At 62.6% G+C, this 16,842-nt stretch carries 11 protein-coding genes and 5 pseudogenes; 12 read left to right on the top strand and 4 right to left on the bottom strand.

Annotated features, from left to right (window positions below):
* Nucleotides 1–122 precede the first annotated feature (122 nt).
* The 5 genes and pseudogenes from ACX9MN_RS19825 to ACX9MN_RS19805 all read left to right on the top strand — a co-directional run.
* Nucleotides 123–767 carry a NeuD/PglB/VioB family sugar acetyltransferase gene (locus tag ACX9MN_RS19825; RefSeq protein WP_489725173.1) on the top strand — a complete coding sequence of 215 codons (645 nt, stop codon included), beginning with the start codon at nt 123–125 and terminating at the stop codon, nt 765–767.
* 124 nt (nt 768–891) lie between these two features.
* Nucleotides 892–2,001 (top strand): DegT/DnrJ/EryC1/StrS family aminotransferase, encoded by a 1,110-nt coding sequence (locus tag ACX9MN_RS19820; protein WP_489725172.1) that lies wholly within the window; start codon nt 892–894, stop codon nt 1,999–2,001.
* Between the two features lie 42 nt (nt 2,002–2,043).
* A complete protein-coding gene (locus ACX9MN_RS19815) occupies nt 2,044–3,816 on the top strand; it encodes a glycosyltransferase family 61 protein (protein WP_489725171.1) in 1,773 nt (590 codons plus the stop codon).
* 66 nt (nt 3,817–3,882) lie between these two features.
* Complete coding sequence (locus ACX9MN_RS19810) at nt 3,883–6,294, top strand: glycosyltransferase (protein ID WP_489725170.1); 2,412 nt, start codon at nt 3,883–3,885, stop codon at nt 6,292–6,294.
* Nucleotides 6,295–6,525: 231 nt separating this feature from the next.
* Nucleotides 6,526–6,765: pseudogene (locus tag ACX9MN_RS19805) on the top strand (phosphomannomutase); the annotation flags it as partial.
* A 140-nt stretch (nt 6,766–6,905) separates the two neighbouring features.
* Here the strand turns inward: ACX9MN_RS19805 and ACX9MN_RS19800 are convergent.
* Nucleotides 6,906–7,341, bottom strand: a pseudogene (locus ACX9MN_RS19800) (IS256 family transposase); the annotation flags it as partial.
* Between the two features lie 254 nt (nt 7,342–7,595).
* Here ACX9MN_RS19800 and gmd point away from each other — a divergent pair.
* The 5 genes from gmd to ACX9MN_RS19775 all read left to right on the top strand — a co-directional run bounded on the left by gmd (nt 7,596) and on the right by ACX9MN_RS19775 (nt 14,196).
* Entirely contained in the window at nt 7,596–8,570 is a 975-nt protein-coding gene (gene gmd, locus ACX9MN_RS19795; RefSeq protein WP_489725169.1) for a GDP-mannose 4,6-dehydratase, read from the top strand.
* 5 nt (nt 8,571–8,575) lie between these two features.
* Nucleotides 8,576–9,547, top strand: coding sequence for an NAD-dependent epimerase/dehydratase family protein (locus ACX9MN_RS19790; protein WP_489725168.1), 972 nt, complete (start codon nt 8,576–8,578; stop codon nt 9,545–9,547).
* Between the two features lie 17 nt (nt 9,548–9,564).
* Complete coding sequence (locus ACX9MN_RS19785; RefSeq protein ID WP_489725167.1) at nt 9,565–10,995, top strand: mannose-1-phosphate guanylyltransferase/mannose-6-phosphate isomerase; 1,431 nt, start codon at nt 9,565–9,567, stop codon at nt 10,993–10,995.
* Nucleotides 10,996–11,143: 148 nt separating this feature from the next.
* Nucleotides 11,144–11,824, top strand: coding sequence for a hypothetical protein (locus ACX9MN_RS19780; protein ID WP_489725166.1), 681 nt, complete (start codon nt 11,144–11,146; stop codon nt 11,822–11,824).
* Between the two features lie 80 nt (nt 11,825–11,904).
* Nucleotides 11,905–14,196 carry a glycosyltransferase gene (locus ACX9MN_RS19775; RefSeq protein WP_489725165.1) on the top strand — a complete coding sequence of 764 codons (2,292 nt, stop codon included), beginning with the start codon at nt 11,905–11,907 and terminating at the stop codon, nt 14,194–14,196.
* Nucleotides 14,197–14,398: 202 nt separating this feature from the next.
* Here the strand turns inward: ACX9MN_RS19775 and ACX9MN_RS19770 are convergent.
* Nucleotides 14,399–14,638 (bottom strand): annotated as a pseudogene (locus tag ACX9MN_RS19770) (IS110-like element ISMno7 family transposase); the annotation flags it as partial.
* Here ACX9MN_RS19770 and ACX9MN_RS19765 point away from each other — a divergent pair.
* Together ACX9MN_RS19765 and ACX9MN_RS19760 are read left to right on the top strand one after the other, a co-directional pair.
* Nucleotides 14,618–15,168, top strand: a pseudogene (locus tag ACX9MN_RS19765) (transposase); the annotation flags it as partial. The pseudogenes ACX9MN_RS19770 and ACX9MN_RS19765 sit on opposite strands and share 21 nt — an antisense overlap.
* A 99-nt stretch (nt 15,169–15,267) precedes the next feature.
* A pseudogene (locus ACX9MN_RS19760) lies at nt 15,268–15,387 on the top strand (IS481 family transposase); the annotation flags it as partial.
* 76 nt (nt 15,388–15,463) lie between these two features.
* Here ACX9MN_RS19760 and ACX9MN_RS19755 read toward each other — a convergent pair.
* Together ACX9MN_RS19755 and ACX9MN_RS19750 are read right to left on the bottom strand one after the other, a co-directional pair.
* A complete protein-coding gene (locus ACX9MN_RS19755; protein WP_489725164.1) occupies nt 15,464–16,114 on the bottom strand; it encodes an LbetaH domain-containing protein in 651 nt (216 codons plus the stop codon).
* Nucleotides 16,111–16,836, bottom strand: a complete 726-nt coding sequence (locus ACX9MN_RS19750; protein ID WP_489725163.1) for an SDR family NAD(P)-dependent oxidoreductase — start codon at nt 16,834–16,836, stop codon at nt 16,111–16,113. Before ACX9MN_RS19750 ends, ACX9MN_RS19755 begins: the two co-directional genes overlap by 4 nt.
* Nucleotides 16,837–16,842: the final 6 nt, after the last annotated feature.

Here is a 16,842-nt window from a genome sequence, read left to right as displayed (position 1 = left end):
GGCGCACGCGGTCTCGTGTAGGGCAGGGCACCGGGCAGGCAGGGATCCCCGCGCATGGACGACCACCGGAACGACACGCTGCATTCGGGCCGCGGACGGATCCGATCCCGGATCCAGGCACGATGACCGTCCGCCTCGTCCTGTACGGAGCTGGCGCGCTCGCGCGCGAGATTGTCGATGTCCTGCAACGCCTTAACGCGCACGGGACCGCGATTGAGCTTCAAGCCAGCATCGTCGATCCCGGGATCGACGCGCCAGAGTCGTTTCGGGGCCGGCCCGTGGTTCGGGATGTGCGCAAACTAGCGGGCGACGCGAGCCTGCGCTTCGTCGTCGCCCTCGGCGAGCCCGGGCCCCGGGCCCGGGCGGTCGCGCATCTTCGGGCGGAGATCGGCGCTAAATTTACCTCGATCATCGATCCGGGGGTGCTGATCGGAGCGAGCAGCCGGATCGGAGCGGGTGCCGTGATACTCGGCCATTCCTCCATCACGACGGATGCGCGCCTCGGGGAGCACGTCCTCGTCAACCCGGGCTGTACCGTCGCCCATGACGACGTGCTCGAGGATTTCGCCACGCTGAGCCCGGGGGTCCACTTGGCCGGCCATGTCCGCGTCGAGGAGGGCGCGTTCCTGGGCACCGGGGCCTGTGTGATCCCGCGGATGCGGATCGGCGCGCACGCCATGGTCGGCGCCGGCGCCGTCGTGATCCGGAACGTGGCGCCGGGCCAGACGGTGTTCGGCAATCCGGCGCGGTCCCTACGGCGCGCCTAGGCGGGGAGGGGCCGGCATCCGGATCGCCGCCTTCCGCGGTCCTGTCCGGCCATGTATAGCGGGCGCGTCACCTTAGCATGCGCGTGAGGATGGTGGCGGCCGACAGTTAGGACGTGTCTCGACGATGATCCCCGTGCTCATTCCAAGCCTGCCGGAGACGGATGCCATCGTCCCGTATCTGCGCCGGATCGATCAGTCGCACATCTACAGCAATTACGGTCCGCTCTCCCGAGCGTTCACCGATACGCTCTGCCGCTTCATCTCGGAGCGCGCCGGCGGCGCGCTGGTGGCGGCGACGATCACCGGCAGCGGGACGACGGCCATCGAGCTCGCCCTGCGCTACCGGATCGCCGGCCGGAAGGGCCGGCTATGCCTGATGCCCGCCTACACCTTCGTCGCTACCGCGCATGCGGCGGTCAATGTCGGCCTGGAGCCATTCTTCGCGGATGTCGATCCCGAGACGCTGTCGCTGACGCCGGCCATTGCCGCCCGGGCCCTGGCGGCGGCCGGGGACGATGTCGCCGCCATGGTGGTAGTCAGCCCCTACGGCGCGCCGATCGACGTCGCCGCCTGGGAGGCGTTTGAGGCGGCGCACGGCATCCCGGTGGTGTTCGACGCCGCCGCCGCCACGCTCAACCTGCACCGCGTAGGCGCGCAGCCGATCTGCGTCAGCCTGCACGCCACCAAGGCGCTCGGGATCGGGGAGGGCGGAGCGATCCTCACCACCGACACCGATCTGGTGGCCCAGACCACCGCCATGACGGGCTTCGGCTTCTCTGCCAGCAGCCGCGTCTCGGAGGTGCGGGGCGGCAATTACCGGATTTCGGAATACGCCGCCGCGGTCGGACTGGCGGTGTTCGACGGGCTCGAGGCGCGCATCCAGCAATTGCGGGACGCATCCCTCGCCTATGTCGCGGGCTTCGAGAAGATTGGCGTGCGCATGCAGCCGGGCTTCGGCCGGGACTGGCTGACCATGACGATCACCGCCCTGTTCGAGCCCGGCACAGCCGATGTGGTGACGGCAGGCTTCGACGCGGATGGGATCCAGTGGCGGCGCTGGTATGGGACCGGCTGTCAGGCGCACCCAGCCTTCGCGACCTGCCGGCACGACGGGCTGGCGGGGACCGCCGCGGCGGCCGCGACCGCCATCGGGGTGCCGTTCTTCCCGGCGATCACGCCGGCGCAGATCAACGCGGTGTGCGACAGCGTGGAGCGGTCTCTGGCGGCCCGCTGAGCGGCAACGGTGAGCCCGGACCGAGAGGAACGTTCGAGGACGATGCAAGGCGATTTTCAGCGTATCCTGAGTCAGGCCAATCCCTCGAACGGCGCCGCTGCGCTCGACGCGATCGAGGACAGCCTGTCCGCACTCACGAACAGCCGACCGGCGGTCGCTGCGCAGCACCTCGCCACGCTGGCTTTCCGGTTCAAGGGCGAGAACCGGCTCGACCTTGCGGCGCGCGCCTACGACCTCGCGGCGCGGGTGACGCCTGCACCCGGGGCGTCGTATCGGCTCGCCGCCATCCAAACCCGCATCCTCGATCTCTGCCGCCGCAAGGCGTTCGATCCGGTGGAAGGGCTGCTTCAGGATTTGCGCGCGGCGAAGACGGCCGCCGGGGATCACGGACAGAACGATCCGTCGCTCATCCACATTGCCTGGGACTACGAACTCGCCGGGGACGCCGAAGGTGCGGTGCGCAGCTACCTACTCGCGCGGATCGCGCGGGACAAGCTGGGCGGCCAGGCGCTGACGATCGACGGCGACACCCTCGAACGCAAGATCCGGAACCTGCGCATTTTGCAGATGAACGCGTTGGCCGAGGAGGGCCAACACGAGGAGGCGCAGGAACTCCACGAGCGGACGCGACACGTCCTAGGTCTGGGGCCACTACGGCTCTACGACATCGTCTCCGCCTGCCAAGCCGCCGCGGACGGGCAAGGCGAATACCGGGAGCTGCTCGGGGCCCGCCGGATCGCCGAGCCAGAGATCGCCTTCCTCGAAGGTCCGGTAGCTCTGACCTCGGCGTGCGGATCCCTCGACGCGCCACCGCAATACGTCGCCCGGTTCAAGGACTGCCTGACGTTCCCGCGCAGCAACCTCGTGCTGCAGGGTAACAGCCTGATCTACGATCTGGCCGCCCACCCAATGAACGGCATCGCCGACATCAAGGACGGGGTGAACCCCGACCAGATCATGACGGCTGTCTACGGTGCCGGGCGCGCCCTCGTCGAAGAGCCCGCTGAGATACAGACCCTGGATGCCGGGCTGATGCTATTCGGGCTGCAGAGCAAGAACTACGGCCATTGGCTCCTCGAGTTCGTGCCCCGGATGCTGTGGTTCAACGACCGCGCCTGTCCCTCGGACCTCCCGATTTGCATCGACGATCACATGCCTGCAACGCATCGGCAAATCGTGGAGCTGCTGGACGAGCGCGGACGACAGATCCTGCCTTTGCCGGCCAAGGCTGCGCGCTTCCGGGAACTGGGCGTCGCGCCGGTGCCGACCTTCTTCCCGTTCGACTCGCGGCCCGGCGTGCCGGTCTACGACGCAATCTGGCCGGCAGACGTGCTGGGCGCCATGCAGCGCGCGGTGCTGGACCGGCTCGCCGCGCGCGGCGTTGATCTCCAGCCTTCAGGGCGCAAGATCGTCCTCTCGCGCAAGGGCTTCGCGCAGCGCCAGCTGCTCAACGAGGCCGAGATCATCGAGATGCTGATGCGGCAGGGCTTCGAGGTCGTCTACCCGGAGAAGCTGACCTTCGCCGAGCAGGTCGCACTCTACCACACGGCCGACACGATCGTCGGGTCGGCGAGTTCGGCGCTCACCAATTGCATCTTTTGCAATCCACGGGCCCGGGTGATCGCGCTGATCCACGAAAACCGGTCGTTCAATTTCCGCGGCTATACTAGCATGATCCGGTCGAGCGGTGCCGACCTGCTGTTTATCCGCGGCGAGACCGTCGCCGGCGAGGCGGTGCACGCCTTCCACGCCAATTACCACGTCGCCCCCGATCTCGTTCTGCGGGGCCTCGAGCGCGGTCCGGGCCGAGGCTGATCGGCGGCCGTCGTCCCGCTTCCGGCTCGTCGGGCAGGAGCGCGACGCCCATCCATGAGGGTGCACATGACCGACGATCATAGGTGGCGCGGCTTCATCGACTTCGTCGATGAGCCTCTCGTCAACGGCTGGGCCTACGACGCGCGCAACCCGAACCTGCCTCTGCTCATCCAGATCGCCGCCGCCGGCGGCCAGACGGAGATCGTCAGGGCCGATATCTTCAGGCAGGATCTCAAGGATCACGGCATCGGTGACGGCCGCCACGGTTTCGTGGCGGACCTGCAGAACTTCTCGGCTGCGGACGGGCCCATCGCGATCTCGATCCTCGGCGGCGACGGCATCCTGGCCAAGGAGATCCGCCTCGATTCGCTGGACCTCCGCGAGGCTGTTCCGCCGATTCCCGAGGCTCTCATCGACCTGATGACGATGACCGCGGCGGACCTGCGCGTCACCGCCGCGTCCGCGGCGCGGAGCGCCGCCGGCCAGATCGGTCCAGAGGTCAAATCCGGTCCCCTGAGCAGAGCACGGTCAGACATCCTCGTGGAGACGGCGTTTCCCGGAAGCGATCCGGCGGGCCTCATCTCAAAATTCCTCCGGTACGAGGCCGTCCGGTCGGGCGGGAAGGATCTCAAGGCCAAGCTCTCCGGCACGACCAAGGAGCGCATGAACGTTCTGCTGTGGTACATCGCCGAGTACAGCCTGCGCTGGGGCCGGTCGATGAGCGTCCCGCTCTCGGAGGATCAGCTGCGGTTCCTCAACGCACCACTGCCGGTCGACGGCATCCCGGCCAGCATCAGCGTGGCCCTCTGGAACCTGCTCCGGCGCGAGCGCCCGGATCTCCTCGAGGTCACGAAGCCGGAGGTGGAGAACGAGGCCCTCTACTGGTGGTGTGTCCAGAAGACGCCCCAGCTGAACCTTGAGCGGAAGCTCGTGACGCCCGAGCAGGCCGCTGGGCTACGCCGGGTCGATCCGGCGTCTGAAGGCCGCTTCCCGCTCAGCACGTTCATGCGGCTGCACATCGCCAAAAACCCGGAACTGCAGGACCTGCGCCTGCACAGCGCCGGCGGGCGGCTAGCCGCGCTGCACTACTTCCTGCTGCTGAGCTGCAAGCATCCCCACATCACTGATTTCCTGCCGATCCCGTGGACTCAGGCCCTGCTGGCGACGCAGCCGGATGGCCGTACTCCCTTCGAGGACAACCTGTCGTTCCTTCTCCGGGATGCCCCCGGCGCCGCCGAGCTCGCACGGCAGGTACGACAAGTGGGCTCAGCCGCTCCCGATGCGCGGCCCTCCGACGACGCAGGACGCGGCACGGCGTCGGCGGCGCGCACCGAGCGGAGCGCGGGCGGCGGCGTCGCCGTCATCGGCCCGATCGAGAAGACGTCGGGCCTCGGGCAGGCGACCCGCCTGTCGTACCAGATCCTTGAGCACGTCGGCGCCCCGTCCCTGTCGGCGATGCCGTTCAACGTCGAGAACCCCGCGCTCGTCGGGTTCTCAAGCAAGGTCGATTACCGTCCGTACGACCGGCCGCACGGCATCAACCTATTTCACCTCAACGCCGAATCCGTTCCCCTCGCTTTTGCGATCCTGCCAAAATCGACATACGAAAACAGTTACAATATAGGATACTTCTTCTGGGAATTGGACAAACCTCCGGAGGCGCACTTCCTCGCGCTCGAACTGCTCGACGAGATCTGGGTCTCCTCCGAGTACGTCCGGTCGATCTACACTTCTCGGACGGACAAGCCCGTGGTGAATGTTGGCATGGCCGTTGAAGATCTGCCGACGGAGATCGCGCCGCATCTGGGCCTTCCGCGCGCCGGGGTATTCACCTTCCTGACGACCTTCGACTCGTTCTCGTTCGCCGAGCGCAAGAACCCGCTCGCGGTGGTCCGGGCCTTCCAGTCGGCCTTCGGCCAAAACAATCGGGCGGTCGCCCTCATCATCAAGACGTGGAACAGAAGCCGGGTCTCGGATAGCTACCAGGTTGGCCTCTGGCGCGCGATCGACGACTTGATCCGCGACGATTCGAGAATTCAGGTCATCGACGAAACTTACACGTACAAACAGATCCTCTCGTTGAAACGCGCCTGTGACTGCTACGTATCGCTCCACCGGGCCGAGGGCTTCGGCTTCGGAATGCTGGAGGCCATGCAGCTCGGGCGCCCGGTCATCGCGACCGGGTATTCCGGGAACATGGATTTCTGCTCACCAGACAGTTGCTACCTCGTCGATTACAAATTGGTCGGCGTGGCGCACGACGAGTACCGGGGCGTCGAGCGCGGCAGCGTCTGGGCCGATCCGAGCATCGCGAGCGCCGCGCGCGCCATGCAGGACGTCGTTGCGAACCGCGAAGAGGCTACGAGCCGGGGCGCTCGCGCCGCACGTCTTGTGGAGACGAGCTTCAGCATCCCGGCCATCGCCCATCGCTATCGACGCAGGATCGAGGAGATCCGCGCCCTTCGAGACCTGGATTAGGACTGTTCGGGATCTCTTTGAGACAGGCGGCGGGACGAGATAGGGGCAGGTCGCAAAGGGCTGCCTTCGTGTCCGACCGCCGGCTATTTTGACATCGCGCGGTTCAGGGCCTTGACCTCGCGAGCGCGTCATACAGTCACCGTCGATAGGAATGCCGTGAGCAGCCGAAATCCGGGACGAGCGGGCTGCGGGGTGTAGTGACGGACCTCGTGGGCAGTCCGTGCTACGCCTGTGCCAGCGCCTTCTTCCGATCGGTTGGCGGGGAACGGCAGGCGCGAAGTCGTGATCGGGCGGGACCTGCGGGCGAGCAGCCCCGGCCTGGCGGTGACAGGGGCGCATGCTGCTGCGGCAGCCGGCTTCTCGGCGGTCGATTGCGGCGCGCCCCAGCCCGACTTCGTCCTCGAAGCGATGAGGCGCGGCGCCTACGCCGTCACGGTCACCGGCAGCCACATCCCCGATGACCGCAACGGTCTGAAATTCTATCGGCCCGACGGCGAGATCACCAAAGCCGACAAGGCCGCCATCCTGGCCGCCCCGGGCAATATCGCAGCGTCCGACGCGACGACCACCCCCGTCCCGCCCATGCCGCAGCCCGGTGCCATCGCGCTCTATCGCCAGCGCCACCGCGAGCGGGCATACTCGTCCGCCCAGGCCGCGGTCAGCCGGGCGATTACGGCCGGCGAGAGGTTCGGGGCGTCACGGCTCAAGAGGACTGCCAGCGCGTCCTGCCCAATTCGGCAGGATGGTCGAGGTGAACCGGACCCGGTTCTCAGACCCGCTGGCACCGCGATCCCGCACGCGAACACGCGCGACCGGCACCGGGCCGATGCCGGTCTGGATCGCCCGCTCCGGCCCGTGACCGTGCCGCACCAGCCGGGCGCGTCCATCCTGCAGCCGCAGGTCCTGCATCGCGCTCAGGAACGCGTCCGCCTCCATCTCGACAGCCTGGGCGAGCAGGCGGCAGGCGCCGCTGCGCAGCACCTCGGTCAGGGGATCGTCGAGGTCTTCGGGATGACGAAGTCGGACGACGTTGGTAGGTGTCTCCATGGCGTATCGCTCTCGCTGAGAGGTTCTGATAGGCGCGACACCCGCCTCGATACGCCGCCTTGAGCTCGCCATCGTCACCCAATCTCCCGCATAGCTCAACTCCCCGTGTCCGCGAAGCCAAGGGAGGTTCAGGGCCACATAGTGTCGTATGTGAGCATCAGCCCGCGGCTCGATCAGTACCTCGTACAACTCAAACTTGACCTGGGTGTCAGGTCGGTCGTAGCAGCCGGGCATCTTCGGGACGGGACGGGTTCATGACGGCTAAGCGAGCGCTGATCACGGGTGTGACGGGCCAGGACGGCGCGTATCTGGCGCAGCTGCTCCTGCAGAAGGGCTACGCCGTCACCGGCATCGTGCGGCGCTCCAGCCATGCCGGCGTCTTCGATCACCGGTTGAAGTGGCTCGGCATCCTCGACGATGTCGAGCTGGTCGACGGCAACCTGCTCGACCAGTCCGCCCTGCTGCGCATCGTCCAGGCGGCCAAGCCCGACGAGATCTACAATCTCGCCGCCCAGTCCTTCGTGACCTCGTCCTGGCAGCAGCCGCTGCTCACCGGGCAGGTGACCGGCCTCGGCGCCGCCCACCTGCTCGAGTGCCTGCGCTCGGCGGCGCCCCAGGCGCGCTACTACCAGGCCTCGACCTCGGAGATGTTCGGCCTGATCCAGGAAGCCAAGCAGAGCGAGTCGACGCCGTTCTACCCGCGCTCGCCCTACGGCGTGGCCAAGCTCTACGCGCACTGGATGACCATCAACTACCGCGAGAGCTTCGGGCTGCACGCGTCGAACGGGATCCTGTTCAACCACGAGAGCCCGCTGCGGGGCGTCGAGTTCGTCACCCGCAAGGTCACCGACGCGGTGGCGCGGATCAAGCTCGGCCAGCAGAGGGAGCTGCGGCTAGGCAACATCGACGCCAAGCGCGACTGGGGCCACGCCCGGGACTACGTGCAGGCGATGTGGCTGATGCTTCAGCAGGACCGCCCGGACGATTACGTGATCGCCACCGGCCGGACCACGACGGTGCGGGACATGTGCGAGATCGCGTTCAAGCATGTCGGCCTGAAGGTGGACGACCACCTGATCGTCGACCCGGCGCTGTTCCGGCCGGCGGAGGTTGAGGTGCTGCTGGGCAACCCCGCCAAGGCCAAGGCGACGTTCGGCTGGGAGGCCGAGACCAGCCTCGAGGCGCTGATCACCGAGATGGTCGACGCCGACATCAAGCGCCTATCTTAGCTAGCGTGCTTAAGCGGATCCTCATCACTGGCGCGTCGGGTTTCGTAGGAGGTCACGTTCTCCATGCATTCCGGCAAGTTTTTGCGTCGGCCGAGATCTTGGGCATTGGACGCCGAGCCTGTTCAAACATACCGGAGGGTGTAAGTTATGAGTCTTTAGATCTCATCGATCCACTAGCGGTATCGAACCGAGTAAAGACTTTCCGACCGACCGAGGTCCTTCATTTGGCTGCTGAAGCGTCGATTGTTCGAGCCGACAAGTCGCGGTTCGACACTTGGCGCCTGAATTTCGGAGCATTGTACAATCTGATCGATGCAATCGATCGGCTCGGTGAGCCCTGCACTTTCGCGTTTGCAAGTTCAAGTGAGGTTTACGGACGTTCATTTTTGGACCAGTGTCCGGCTACAGAGCAGACAAAACCACAGCCGATGAATGCGTATGCGCATTCCAAATGGCTTGGTGAGCAGCTGTTGCTAAGATCAACCGATGGGACATGTCTCAATCCCATCATATTGCGCCCGTTTAATCATATCGGTCCTGGCCAAGATCTGGACTTTGCCATCGCCTCATTCGCGCATCAAATCGCGCTGATCGAGGTCGGATTGCGCCCCTCCTTCATCGAGGTGGGCAACCTCTCAGCACAACGGGACTTTCTGGATGTGTCAGATGTTGTCGACGCTTACATCAAAATTTTCCAATGTGCGAAATTTTTTGATGGCCCTCAAATCTTTAATATTTGCTCGGGCCAACCCTGCAGTATTGAAGACATGTTAATGGCCTTGCGCAAATTGTCCAAGGTTGCATTTGAGACTCGCCTTGATCCTGCTCGGACGCGCAAATCCGATGTTCCGTTGGCATTCGGGGACGCCCGTCACCTTCAACAAGCAACGGGCTGGGTGCCAAAAACTGATAAGATGGCGTCTCTGGCTCGGATCTTAAATGATGCCAGAATGCGTGTTTCCGTCGCTGAATCTTAAATGAGGCCGAGAGACAAGTGCGCGATCGGAGCGAGCGAGTTCTACCCGTAGTCCTTTGCGGAGGGACGGGGACGCGGCTGTGGCCGGCCTCGCGGGAGAGCATGCCCAAGCAGTTCGCCCGTCTGGTCGACGCCGAGCGCTCGACCTTCCAGGCGACGCTGGCGCGGGTGTCGGACGCCACCGTCTTCGCCACGCCCACCGTCATCGCCTCGGCCGAGGCCCGCTTCATCGTCGCCGAGCAGCGCGACCAGCTGGGCCTGTCCGCCGACATCCTGCTCGAGCCGCAGGGCCGCGACTCCGCCGCCGCCGTTGCGGTCGCAGCGCTGCACGCCGCCGCCAGCGACCCGCAGGCCGTGGTGCTGATCATGGCCGCCGACCACGTCGTGCCCGACACGGCGGCCTTCGTCGACGCCGTGCGGCGCGCGGCCGCCGGCGCCCAGGCCGGCTACACGATGACGCTCGGCATCGAGCCCGACCGGCCGGCCACCGATTACGGCTACATCCGCCGCGGCGAGCCGATCGCCGAGGCCCCGGGCGCGGCCCGCGTCGCCCGCTTCGTCGAGAAGCCCGACCGGGCCGGCGCCGAGGCGCTGATCACCGACGGCGCCCTGTGGAACTCGGGCTACTTCCTGTTCCGCGCCGACCTGATGCTGGCCGAGCTGGAGGCGTTCGTCCCCGAGGTGCTGGCGGCCGCGCGCGCGGCCCTGGAGGCGGCGGTGACCGACCTCGACTTCGTGCGCCTCGACGCGGCGGCCTTCGCCCAGGCGCCCAAGATCTCGATCGACTACGCGGTGATGGAGCGGACCGCCCGGGCCGGCGTGCTGCCGGTGTCGTTCGCGTGGTCGGATGTCGGCACCTGGGACGCGGTCTGGCAGGTGCTGGACCACGACGAGGCCGGCAACGCCGTGCGCGGCCGGGTGTCGCTGATCGGCACGCGGAACAGCCTCGTGCACAGCCAGGGCGAGGGCCTGACGGCGGTGGTGGGGCTGGAGGACGTCGTGGTGGTCTCCACCCCGGACGCGGTGCTGGTGGCCTCCAAGGCGCATTCGGGCAAGGTGAAGGAGCTGGTCGGCGCCCTGCGGGCGCAGGGCGCCCCGGAGGCGGACGCGCACCTGCGGATGTATCGGCCCTGGGGCTGGTACCAGCGCATCGACCTCGGCGAGCGCTTCCAGGTGAAGCGGATCCAGGTGGTGCCGGGCGGGCGGCTGTCGCTGCAGAAGCACTACCACCGGGCGGAGCACTGGGTGGTGGTGCGCGGCACCGCCGAGGTCACGATCGACGAGCGGGTGGTGCTTGTCCACGAGAACGAGGCGGTCTACCTGCCGATCGGCTCGATGCACCGGCTGGCCAACCCGGGCAAGATCCCGCTGGAGCTGATCGAGGTCCAGGTCGGCTCCTACACCGGCGAGGACGACATCATCCGCGTCGAGGACATCTACGGACGGTGAACTAAGGATTTGATCAAAGGCAAGTTCCGAGTCGGGTAAGGCAGCATCGAGTATTCTCTCTCAATTAGTGTCGCCATGTATTGAATCGTTCTCACGTCTTGACCTCGATGTTTCACATCAGGCTCCACATAAAGGTGACTCGGTCCATATGAAAGAAAACGGTACATTCGAAATGAACAACAATGCCGAGGATAAAGCCACGCCCATACTTGGCGGCATATTGCCAGGATTCGATAACGACTATTACGTCACCAATAATAGCGATGTGGATTTTGCGAAAGTTTCTCCGCTTCAGCATTATCTGACAGTGGGCTGGAAAGAAGGACGAAATCCAAGCGACGGGTTTGACGGCAACGCATATCTGGATATCAACCCCGATGTTCGCGAGGCAGGTCATAACCCTCTTATACATTTTCTGAACTGGGGAATTTGTGAAGGCCGAGGATGGCGCAAGGTTGAGATAGAATCAAGTTCGATGGATGATGGAAATCCCATGATCCCAGGTTTCGACGAAGCATATTATAGAGAACATAACAAGGATCTATCGTTCAACGATATTTCGCCGCTGCAGCATTATATGGAAAAGGGTTGGAAAGAGGGGCGAAGGCCGAGCTTGGGATTTGATGGAGATGCTTATTTAGAATTGCATCCAGACGTAAAGGCCGCTGGGTGCAATCCATTAATGCATTATATTGCGCATGGCATAACAGAAGGCCGGTCATGGATCCGGATGTCACCTCTGATACAGCTCAGTGACCCTACGTCCTTGGATGCGCAAGACATTTATCAAATACTCCAGTTTATTCTTGACGAGCTTCGGAGACGTTAAAGATGAAGCTTATAATGAATTTTGAACCATTACAGCATCGCGATTTTCGAGATCGAGGGATTGGAAGATATGTGAGGCACTTGGCGGCCGAACTTTCTCGTCAAAAAGGTGTGAAAATCTATGGGGTGTATAGTTCTGACTTAGATCCACTTGAGCCAGGGCTATTGCAATTGCCTGACGTTGATTTGGTCTGCGCCAGCGAATTAAAGACCGGAACTTTCAACGACGATACCATCTTGTTGGCAACGGCAGCGACAGCCATACCGGACGGCAAAGTGGACACCGTTCTGCAGTCGAAATTCCCGAATCTTGTTCAAGCTGCTATCCTATATGATTTGATCCCACTCATTTACCCCCAGCGATATCTTCAGAGCCCCAAGACTCAAATTTGGTATAAAGTCGGCTTGAGTCGGCTATGCAAAGCCGATTTTATCCTGTCAATTTCCAGCAGCGCTGCATCAGATTTTTGTGCGTATTTTCCAGAGCTGTCGGATAAAGTCTACAACGTTGGCGCTGGCGTTTCCTCCATTTTTCGAGAATCAAACAATAAAATAGATCCCGCCAGCAAACCGCGAAACAAAATAATAAAATTTCTTGGCGAAAGGGCGAAAGACGGCTTTGTGATGACGGTTGGTGGGGACAATTTTACGAAGAATACCGAAAACCTGATTTTATCCTATAGATCTCTCAAGAATACCTTGCGTCGGCGATACCCTTTAGTACTTGTCGGATCTTATAGTGAAGCAACTATCGTTAAATATGGCAGGGGCTTAGGTGACATAAGAGACGAATTTTCTGAATCAGATGTGTATTTCGTTCGTAACATTGATGACGAGACATTGGCTGAGCTATATCGGCGAGCCACTACATTTGTTTTTCCGTCTAAGTATGAAGGTTTCGGTCTTCCAGCAGCAGAGGCGGTGACCGCTGGTGCATTTACGATTGTCGCAGATATTCCAGCACTCTCGAGCATCGTGCTTGAGCCCGCATTGCGCTTTGATCCAAACGATAGAATGCAGATTGCATCCTACCTCTATAATAGCTTGACAAATGACGAATTTCGATTGTTGAAACCGAGGGCAGATCAATTCAACGCATTTCGTTGGTCCGAAGTAGCGGATAAAGTAGTTCAAGTATTTTCTAAAGTTGCAAAACCGGGATCGGCACTCGCCGAATCTGGGATTGCAAAGGAGCGGCTACGCTTGGCAATGATTGGTCCACTTCCGCCCAATCAATCTGGGATCGCCGACTACAATATGAATATTGTACCGGCAATGGCGGAATACGCAGATATCTCGTTCTGCGGTACGCGAGGTTCTTTTGTTCCTCCTTCGCTGAAACAAGATCCTGGCAAACTGTCGATTCATCCGGCCGCGAGTTTCTTGGCTAAATCAGATTGTTCCGACGTATCGTTGTACATTATCGGCAACAGCTTTCATCACTTGCATGCGGCGCTACTTTTGAAGATGCGGCCTGGAATAGTGTGGTTGCATGATGTAAGACTCTCAGGATTGATGTGGGATTTGGCTCGATTCAACTCGGTGCGCCAGCCTTGGGCATATCTTGAGAATGAGTTGAAGAATCATTACGAACCTGACGAGGTGGATGCGGCGCTTGAAAGCAAAAGACTGGAAGACTTTCTTAATAGCTCCTTGCTCTGCACGTTACCTATAATTGCTAATGCCAGAGGGGTAATAGTTCACTCCGAGCACGCTGCTGATATGCTTGGCAAAGAATTGCTACGCCTCGACAGAGTAGTGCCGATCGCCGTAGTACCTCTGGCCATTTCAGGCGCTGATAGGTTCTCGGATAAGTTGCCGCCGAAATTCACCAGTGATCGCAATTTTGTTATTGGCACTGTCGGATTTATCGGAAAAGTTCGGATGCCAGAGGTGCTTCTCGAAGCTGTTGCGATACTTAGAAGGACAGAGGGAATTGAGGCTGAGATAAGATTTTTGGGACATTGTGATCCCGATTACAGAAAGCAGCTTGAGGACATTTCAAAGAATCTGAAAGTCCGCGCCACTTTCTCGGACTATATTGACTCGGATCTCCATTATCGAGCGGAGTTGGAAAAACTAGATATGGTGGTGCAGGTGAGGCGACATTCAAATGGCGAATCGTCAGCTACGGTTGCGGACTGCATATCGCTTAAACGGCCAGTAGTAACTAACATTCCGTCTGCTATTGAGTTTTGGAGTGATTTTTTGTTTCCGATTCAAGGGGTTCCAACTTCATCGGAGCTGGCGACTGCTATATTAACTTGCCGCTTTCGAACATTTTCATATGCAGCCATGTCAAGATTTGGCATTAACTCAATTGGCGGTAAGGTTGTAGCGGCGGTCGAAAAACTGTCCCATCAACACGATTAGCCTTCAAAGCGATGCGTGTTTGAGCCATTAGATCTCTCCCGATCGTGTTGCAACGGTTCGGAAAGACGGCGCCCCGGTCTCAGCAGCCGTGCTGTATGATCCTGCGATGTGGTGGTAAGGTTGATCACCCTGCGGCGAGGGATGCGCTATGGGCCAAGTTCTCTACGGCAGCGCCCGGACGACGGAGCGGCTGTGTTGAAGGTCAAGGCGTGAGGGGCCGCCAGGGCTTGCGGTGGCGGATGATGGCGTTAAGCGTCACCAGGATCTTTCGCATCACCGCCACGCGGGCGACCTTCCTCGGCCGGCCACGCTCAGTGAGCCGCTCGTAGAAGGGACGGAACGGAGAGTCTCGCCGGATCGCGGTCAAGGCAGCCAAGTACAGCACGCCCTGCACAGATGTTCGCCCAGCCGCGATGGATCGCCGACCGCGGATAAGGCCAGACCGGCCTAGCTCGCCCAGAAGGATCGGGATGCGCGCTGGACGATCAAAGGGTCGAAGGCCAAGCCGGCTGAAGATGGGTCGAAGCGCATCGACCTCGCGGTGCCGCCCTTCGACTATAAGAGCCACGTCGGCATCGATCGCCGCCACAGGCTGATCCGAACCTGGACCGCCACCGACGCGGTCCGCCACGACGGGGCGCAGCTGCCAGGTCTTCTCTCGAAGACCAATACGCCAGCGATGTGTGGGCCAATACGGCCTACCGCTCGAAGGCCAACGAGGCACACTTGGCGGGCAACGGCTTCCGCTCCCGCATCCATCGCAAGAAGCCGCCGGGCAAGCCGATGGCGAGGAACGTCGCCCGGGCCAACGGCGTGAAGTCGAAGGTCCCCGCCGCCGTCGAGCACGTCTTCGCTCAGCAGAAGGGGCTGATGGGGCTCGTGGTGCGCACGATCGGCTTGTCGAGAGCCCAGATGAAGATCGGCTTGGCCAACCTCACGTACAACATGAACCGGGCAGTCTGGCTCACCTGATCCCGGACGAAGACCGCCAAAGGGTCGGGATCGAGGGCTTGTCGCCCCGACCGGGACCAGCGTGAAGATGGCGTCGGATCGCCAATCGTCGACGCCTAAAACCACGATCGACGGCTGAAGACCCTGCGCGGCCTCACGCCCTACGAGCATGTCCTTCAGGTCTGGACCAAAGAGCCCAAACGCTTCAGGCTCGATCCGTCACACCACATTCCGCGACTATACGCCAAGTGTAGCCCGTTCAACCGCCTCGCTGAGACTCCGTGTTGTCATTTGATCCAGGTAATTTCGGGTCGATTCAACTACGGTTCGATGCAACGACGGGATTATCGGGCCTGGGCCAAACTGCCGCATCATCGGGCACCGGACGCAGCACAGTGCAGCCCATACCAATCGTCGTACGCTCGCCGATCTTAAGGCCCTGCAACACCTTCGCGAGCGGACCAACTAGACCGTCGGCACCGACCGTGCAGCGTCCGCCAATGAAGGCAGCCGGCGAGATCGTCGTATTGTCACCGATCTCCGCGTCATGACCAATGATGGCGCCGGTATTCACGACGCTGAAACGACCCAACCGCGCATCGACATTGACGATCACGCCATGCGCTACGAATGCGCCTGCGCCCAGCGCGACGCCCTGGCTAACGATCGCGTGCGGCGAGACTAGGGGCGGGCAGGGTAAAGCGTGGCGGTCGAGCCACATGATGATCTCGCCACGCGCCTTGATAGCGGCGCGGCTTACCCCCCCAACGGCGAGGGCCACCCCTTCGAACTCGGCGCGATCGGCCAGCAACTCATCGAGATAGCCGCGGTAGGTTCCAACCTGTGCAGTCGGCTGGCTCGAATAGGTCGCCTCAACCGTATAGCCGCACAGCTGGGCCACCTCGGCTATTTCCTTAGAGAAGCCGCCGCCGCCAATCAGCGCGAGCCGCTGCACCGGACGGCTCACAGGACGGCTCCACCATCGACGCGCAAGATCGCACCGGTGATGTGCCGGGCCTGCGGCGACATCAGGAACTCAATAGCATCGACAACGGATTCGATCGTCGCTGCGCCCGCGGGGCTGCGTCTCTCCAGCGCTTCTTTAAAGTCTGCGCCATACAGTCGGGCATGGGCCTGAGTCATCTCTGTGTCGAGCCATCCGGGGGCGACAGCGACGGCGCGTCGGGGAGCAAGTTCCCGTGCCATCCCCTTGATCAGGGCGTCTAGGCCCGCCTTGGAGGCGGCGTATGGCACGATCGCCGGCTCGGGCCGCTGCGCCGCGACGGACGAGACCGCGCAGAACACCGCGTCCCGGGTCGAGACGCGGGCGCTGCCGAAGGCGGCGGCGAACAGGGTCGGCGCGACGAGGTTGGTGCGGTAGAGGCGCTCGACCTCCTCCACGCCGAGGCTGCGCATCGGCTTGATGACCTGGACGCCCGCGCAGTACACGAGCCCGGTCAGGAGCCCCCGCTCGGCCACGGCCGCCGGCAGCACTCCGCCGATCGCCGGAAGGTCGGTGACGTCGGCCGCGACGGCGGCGCAGCCGAGAGCCTCCAGCTCGGCCAGCCGGTCCGCCCGCCGGGCGAGGGCGGTGATCCGGGCCCCGCCCGCGCGGAGGCGCTCGGCGACGGCGCGGCCGATGCCGCTGCTGGCCCCGACGACGAGGACGTGCCCACCCAGATCCGACATCGGCTC

This window comes from Methylobacterium sp. 1A (assembly GCF_058072805.1).
Note: the sequence above shows the minus strand (reverse complement) of the source record. Positions and strands in the feature narration are given on the sequence as shown.

Coding starts and splice junctions, on each gene's coding strand:
- ACX9MN_RS19825 (WP_489725173.1), top strand. CDS start 123: ATGACCGTCCGCCTCGTCCTGTACGGAGCTGGCGCGCTCGCGCGCGAG.
- ACX9MN_RS19820 (WP_489725172.1), top strand. CDS start 892: ATGATCCCCGTGCTCATTCCAAGCCTGCCGGAGACGGATGCCATCGTC.
- ACX9MN_RS19815 (WP_489725171.1), top strand. CDS start 2,044: ATGCAAGGCGATTTTCAGCGTATCCTGAGTCAGGCCAATCCCTCGAAC.
- ACX9MN_RS19810 (WP_489725170.1), top strand. CDS start 3,883: ATGACCGACGATCATAGGTGGCGCGGCTTCATCGACTTCGTCGATGAG.
- gmd (WP_489725169.1), top strand. CDS start 7,596: ATGACGGCTAAGCGAGCGCTGATCACGGGTGTGACGGGCCAGGACGGC.
- ACX9MN_RS19780 (WP_489725166.1), top strand. CDS start 11,144: ATGAAAGAAAACGGTACATTCGAAATGAACAACAATGCCGAGGATAAA.
- ACX9MN_RS19750 (WP_489725163.1), bottom strand. CDS start 16,836: ATGTCGGATCTGGGTGGGCACGTCCTCGTCGTCGGGGCCAGCAGCGGC.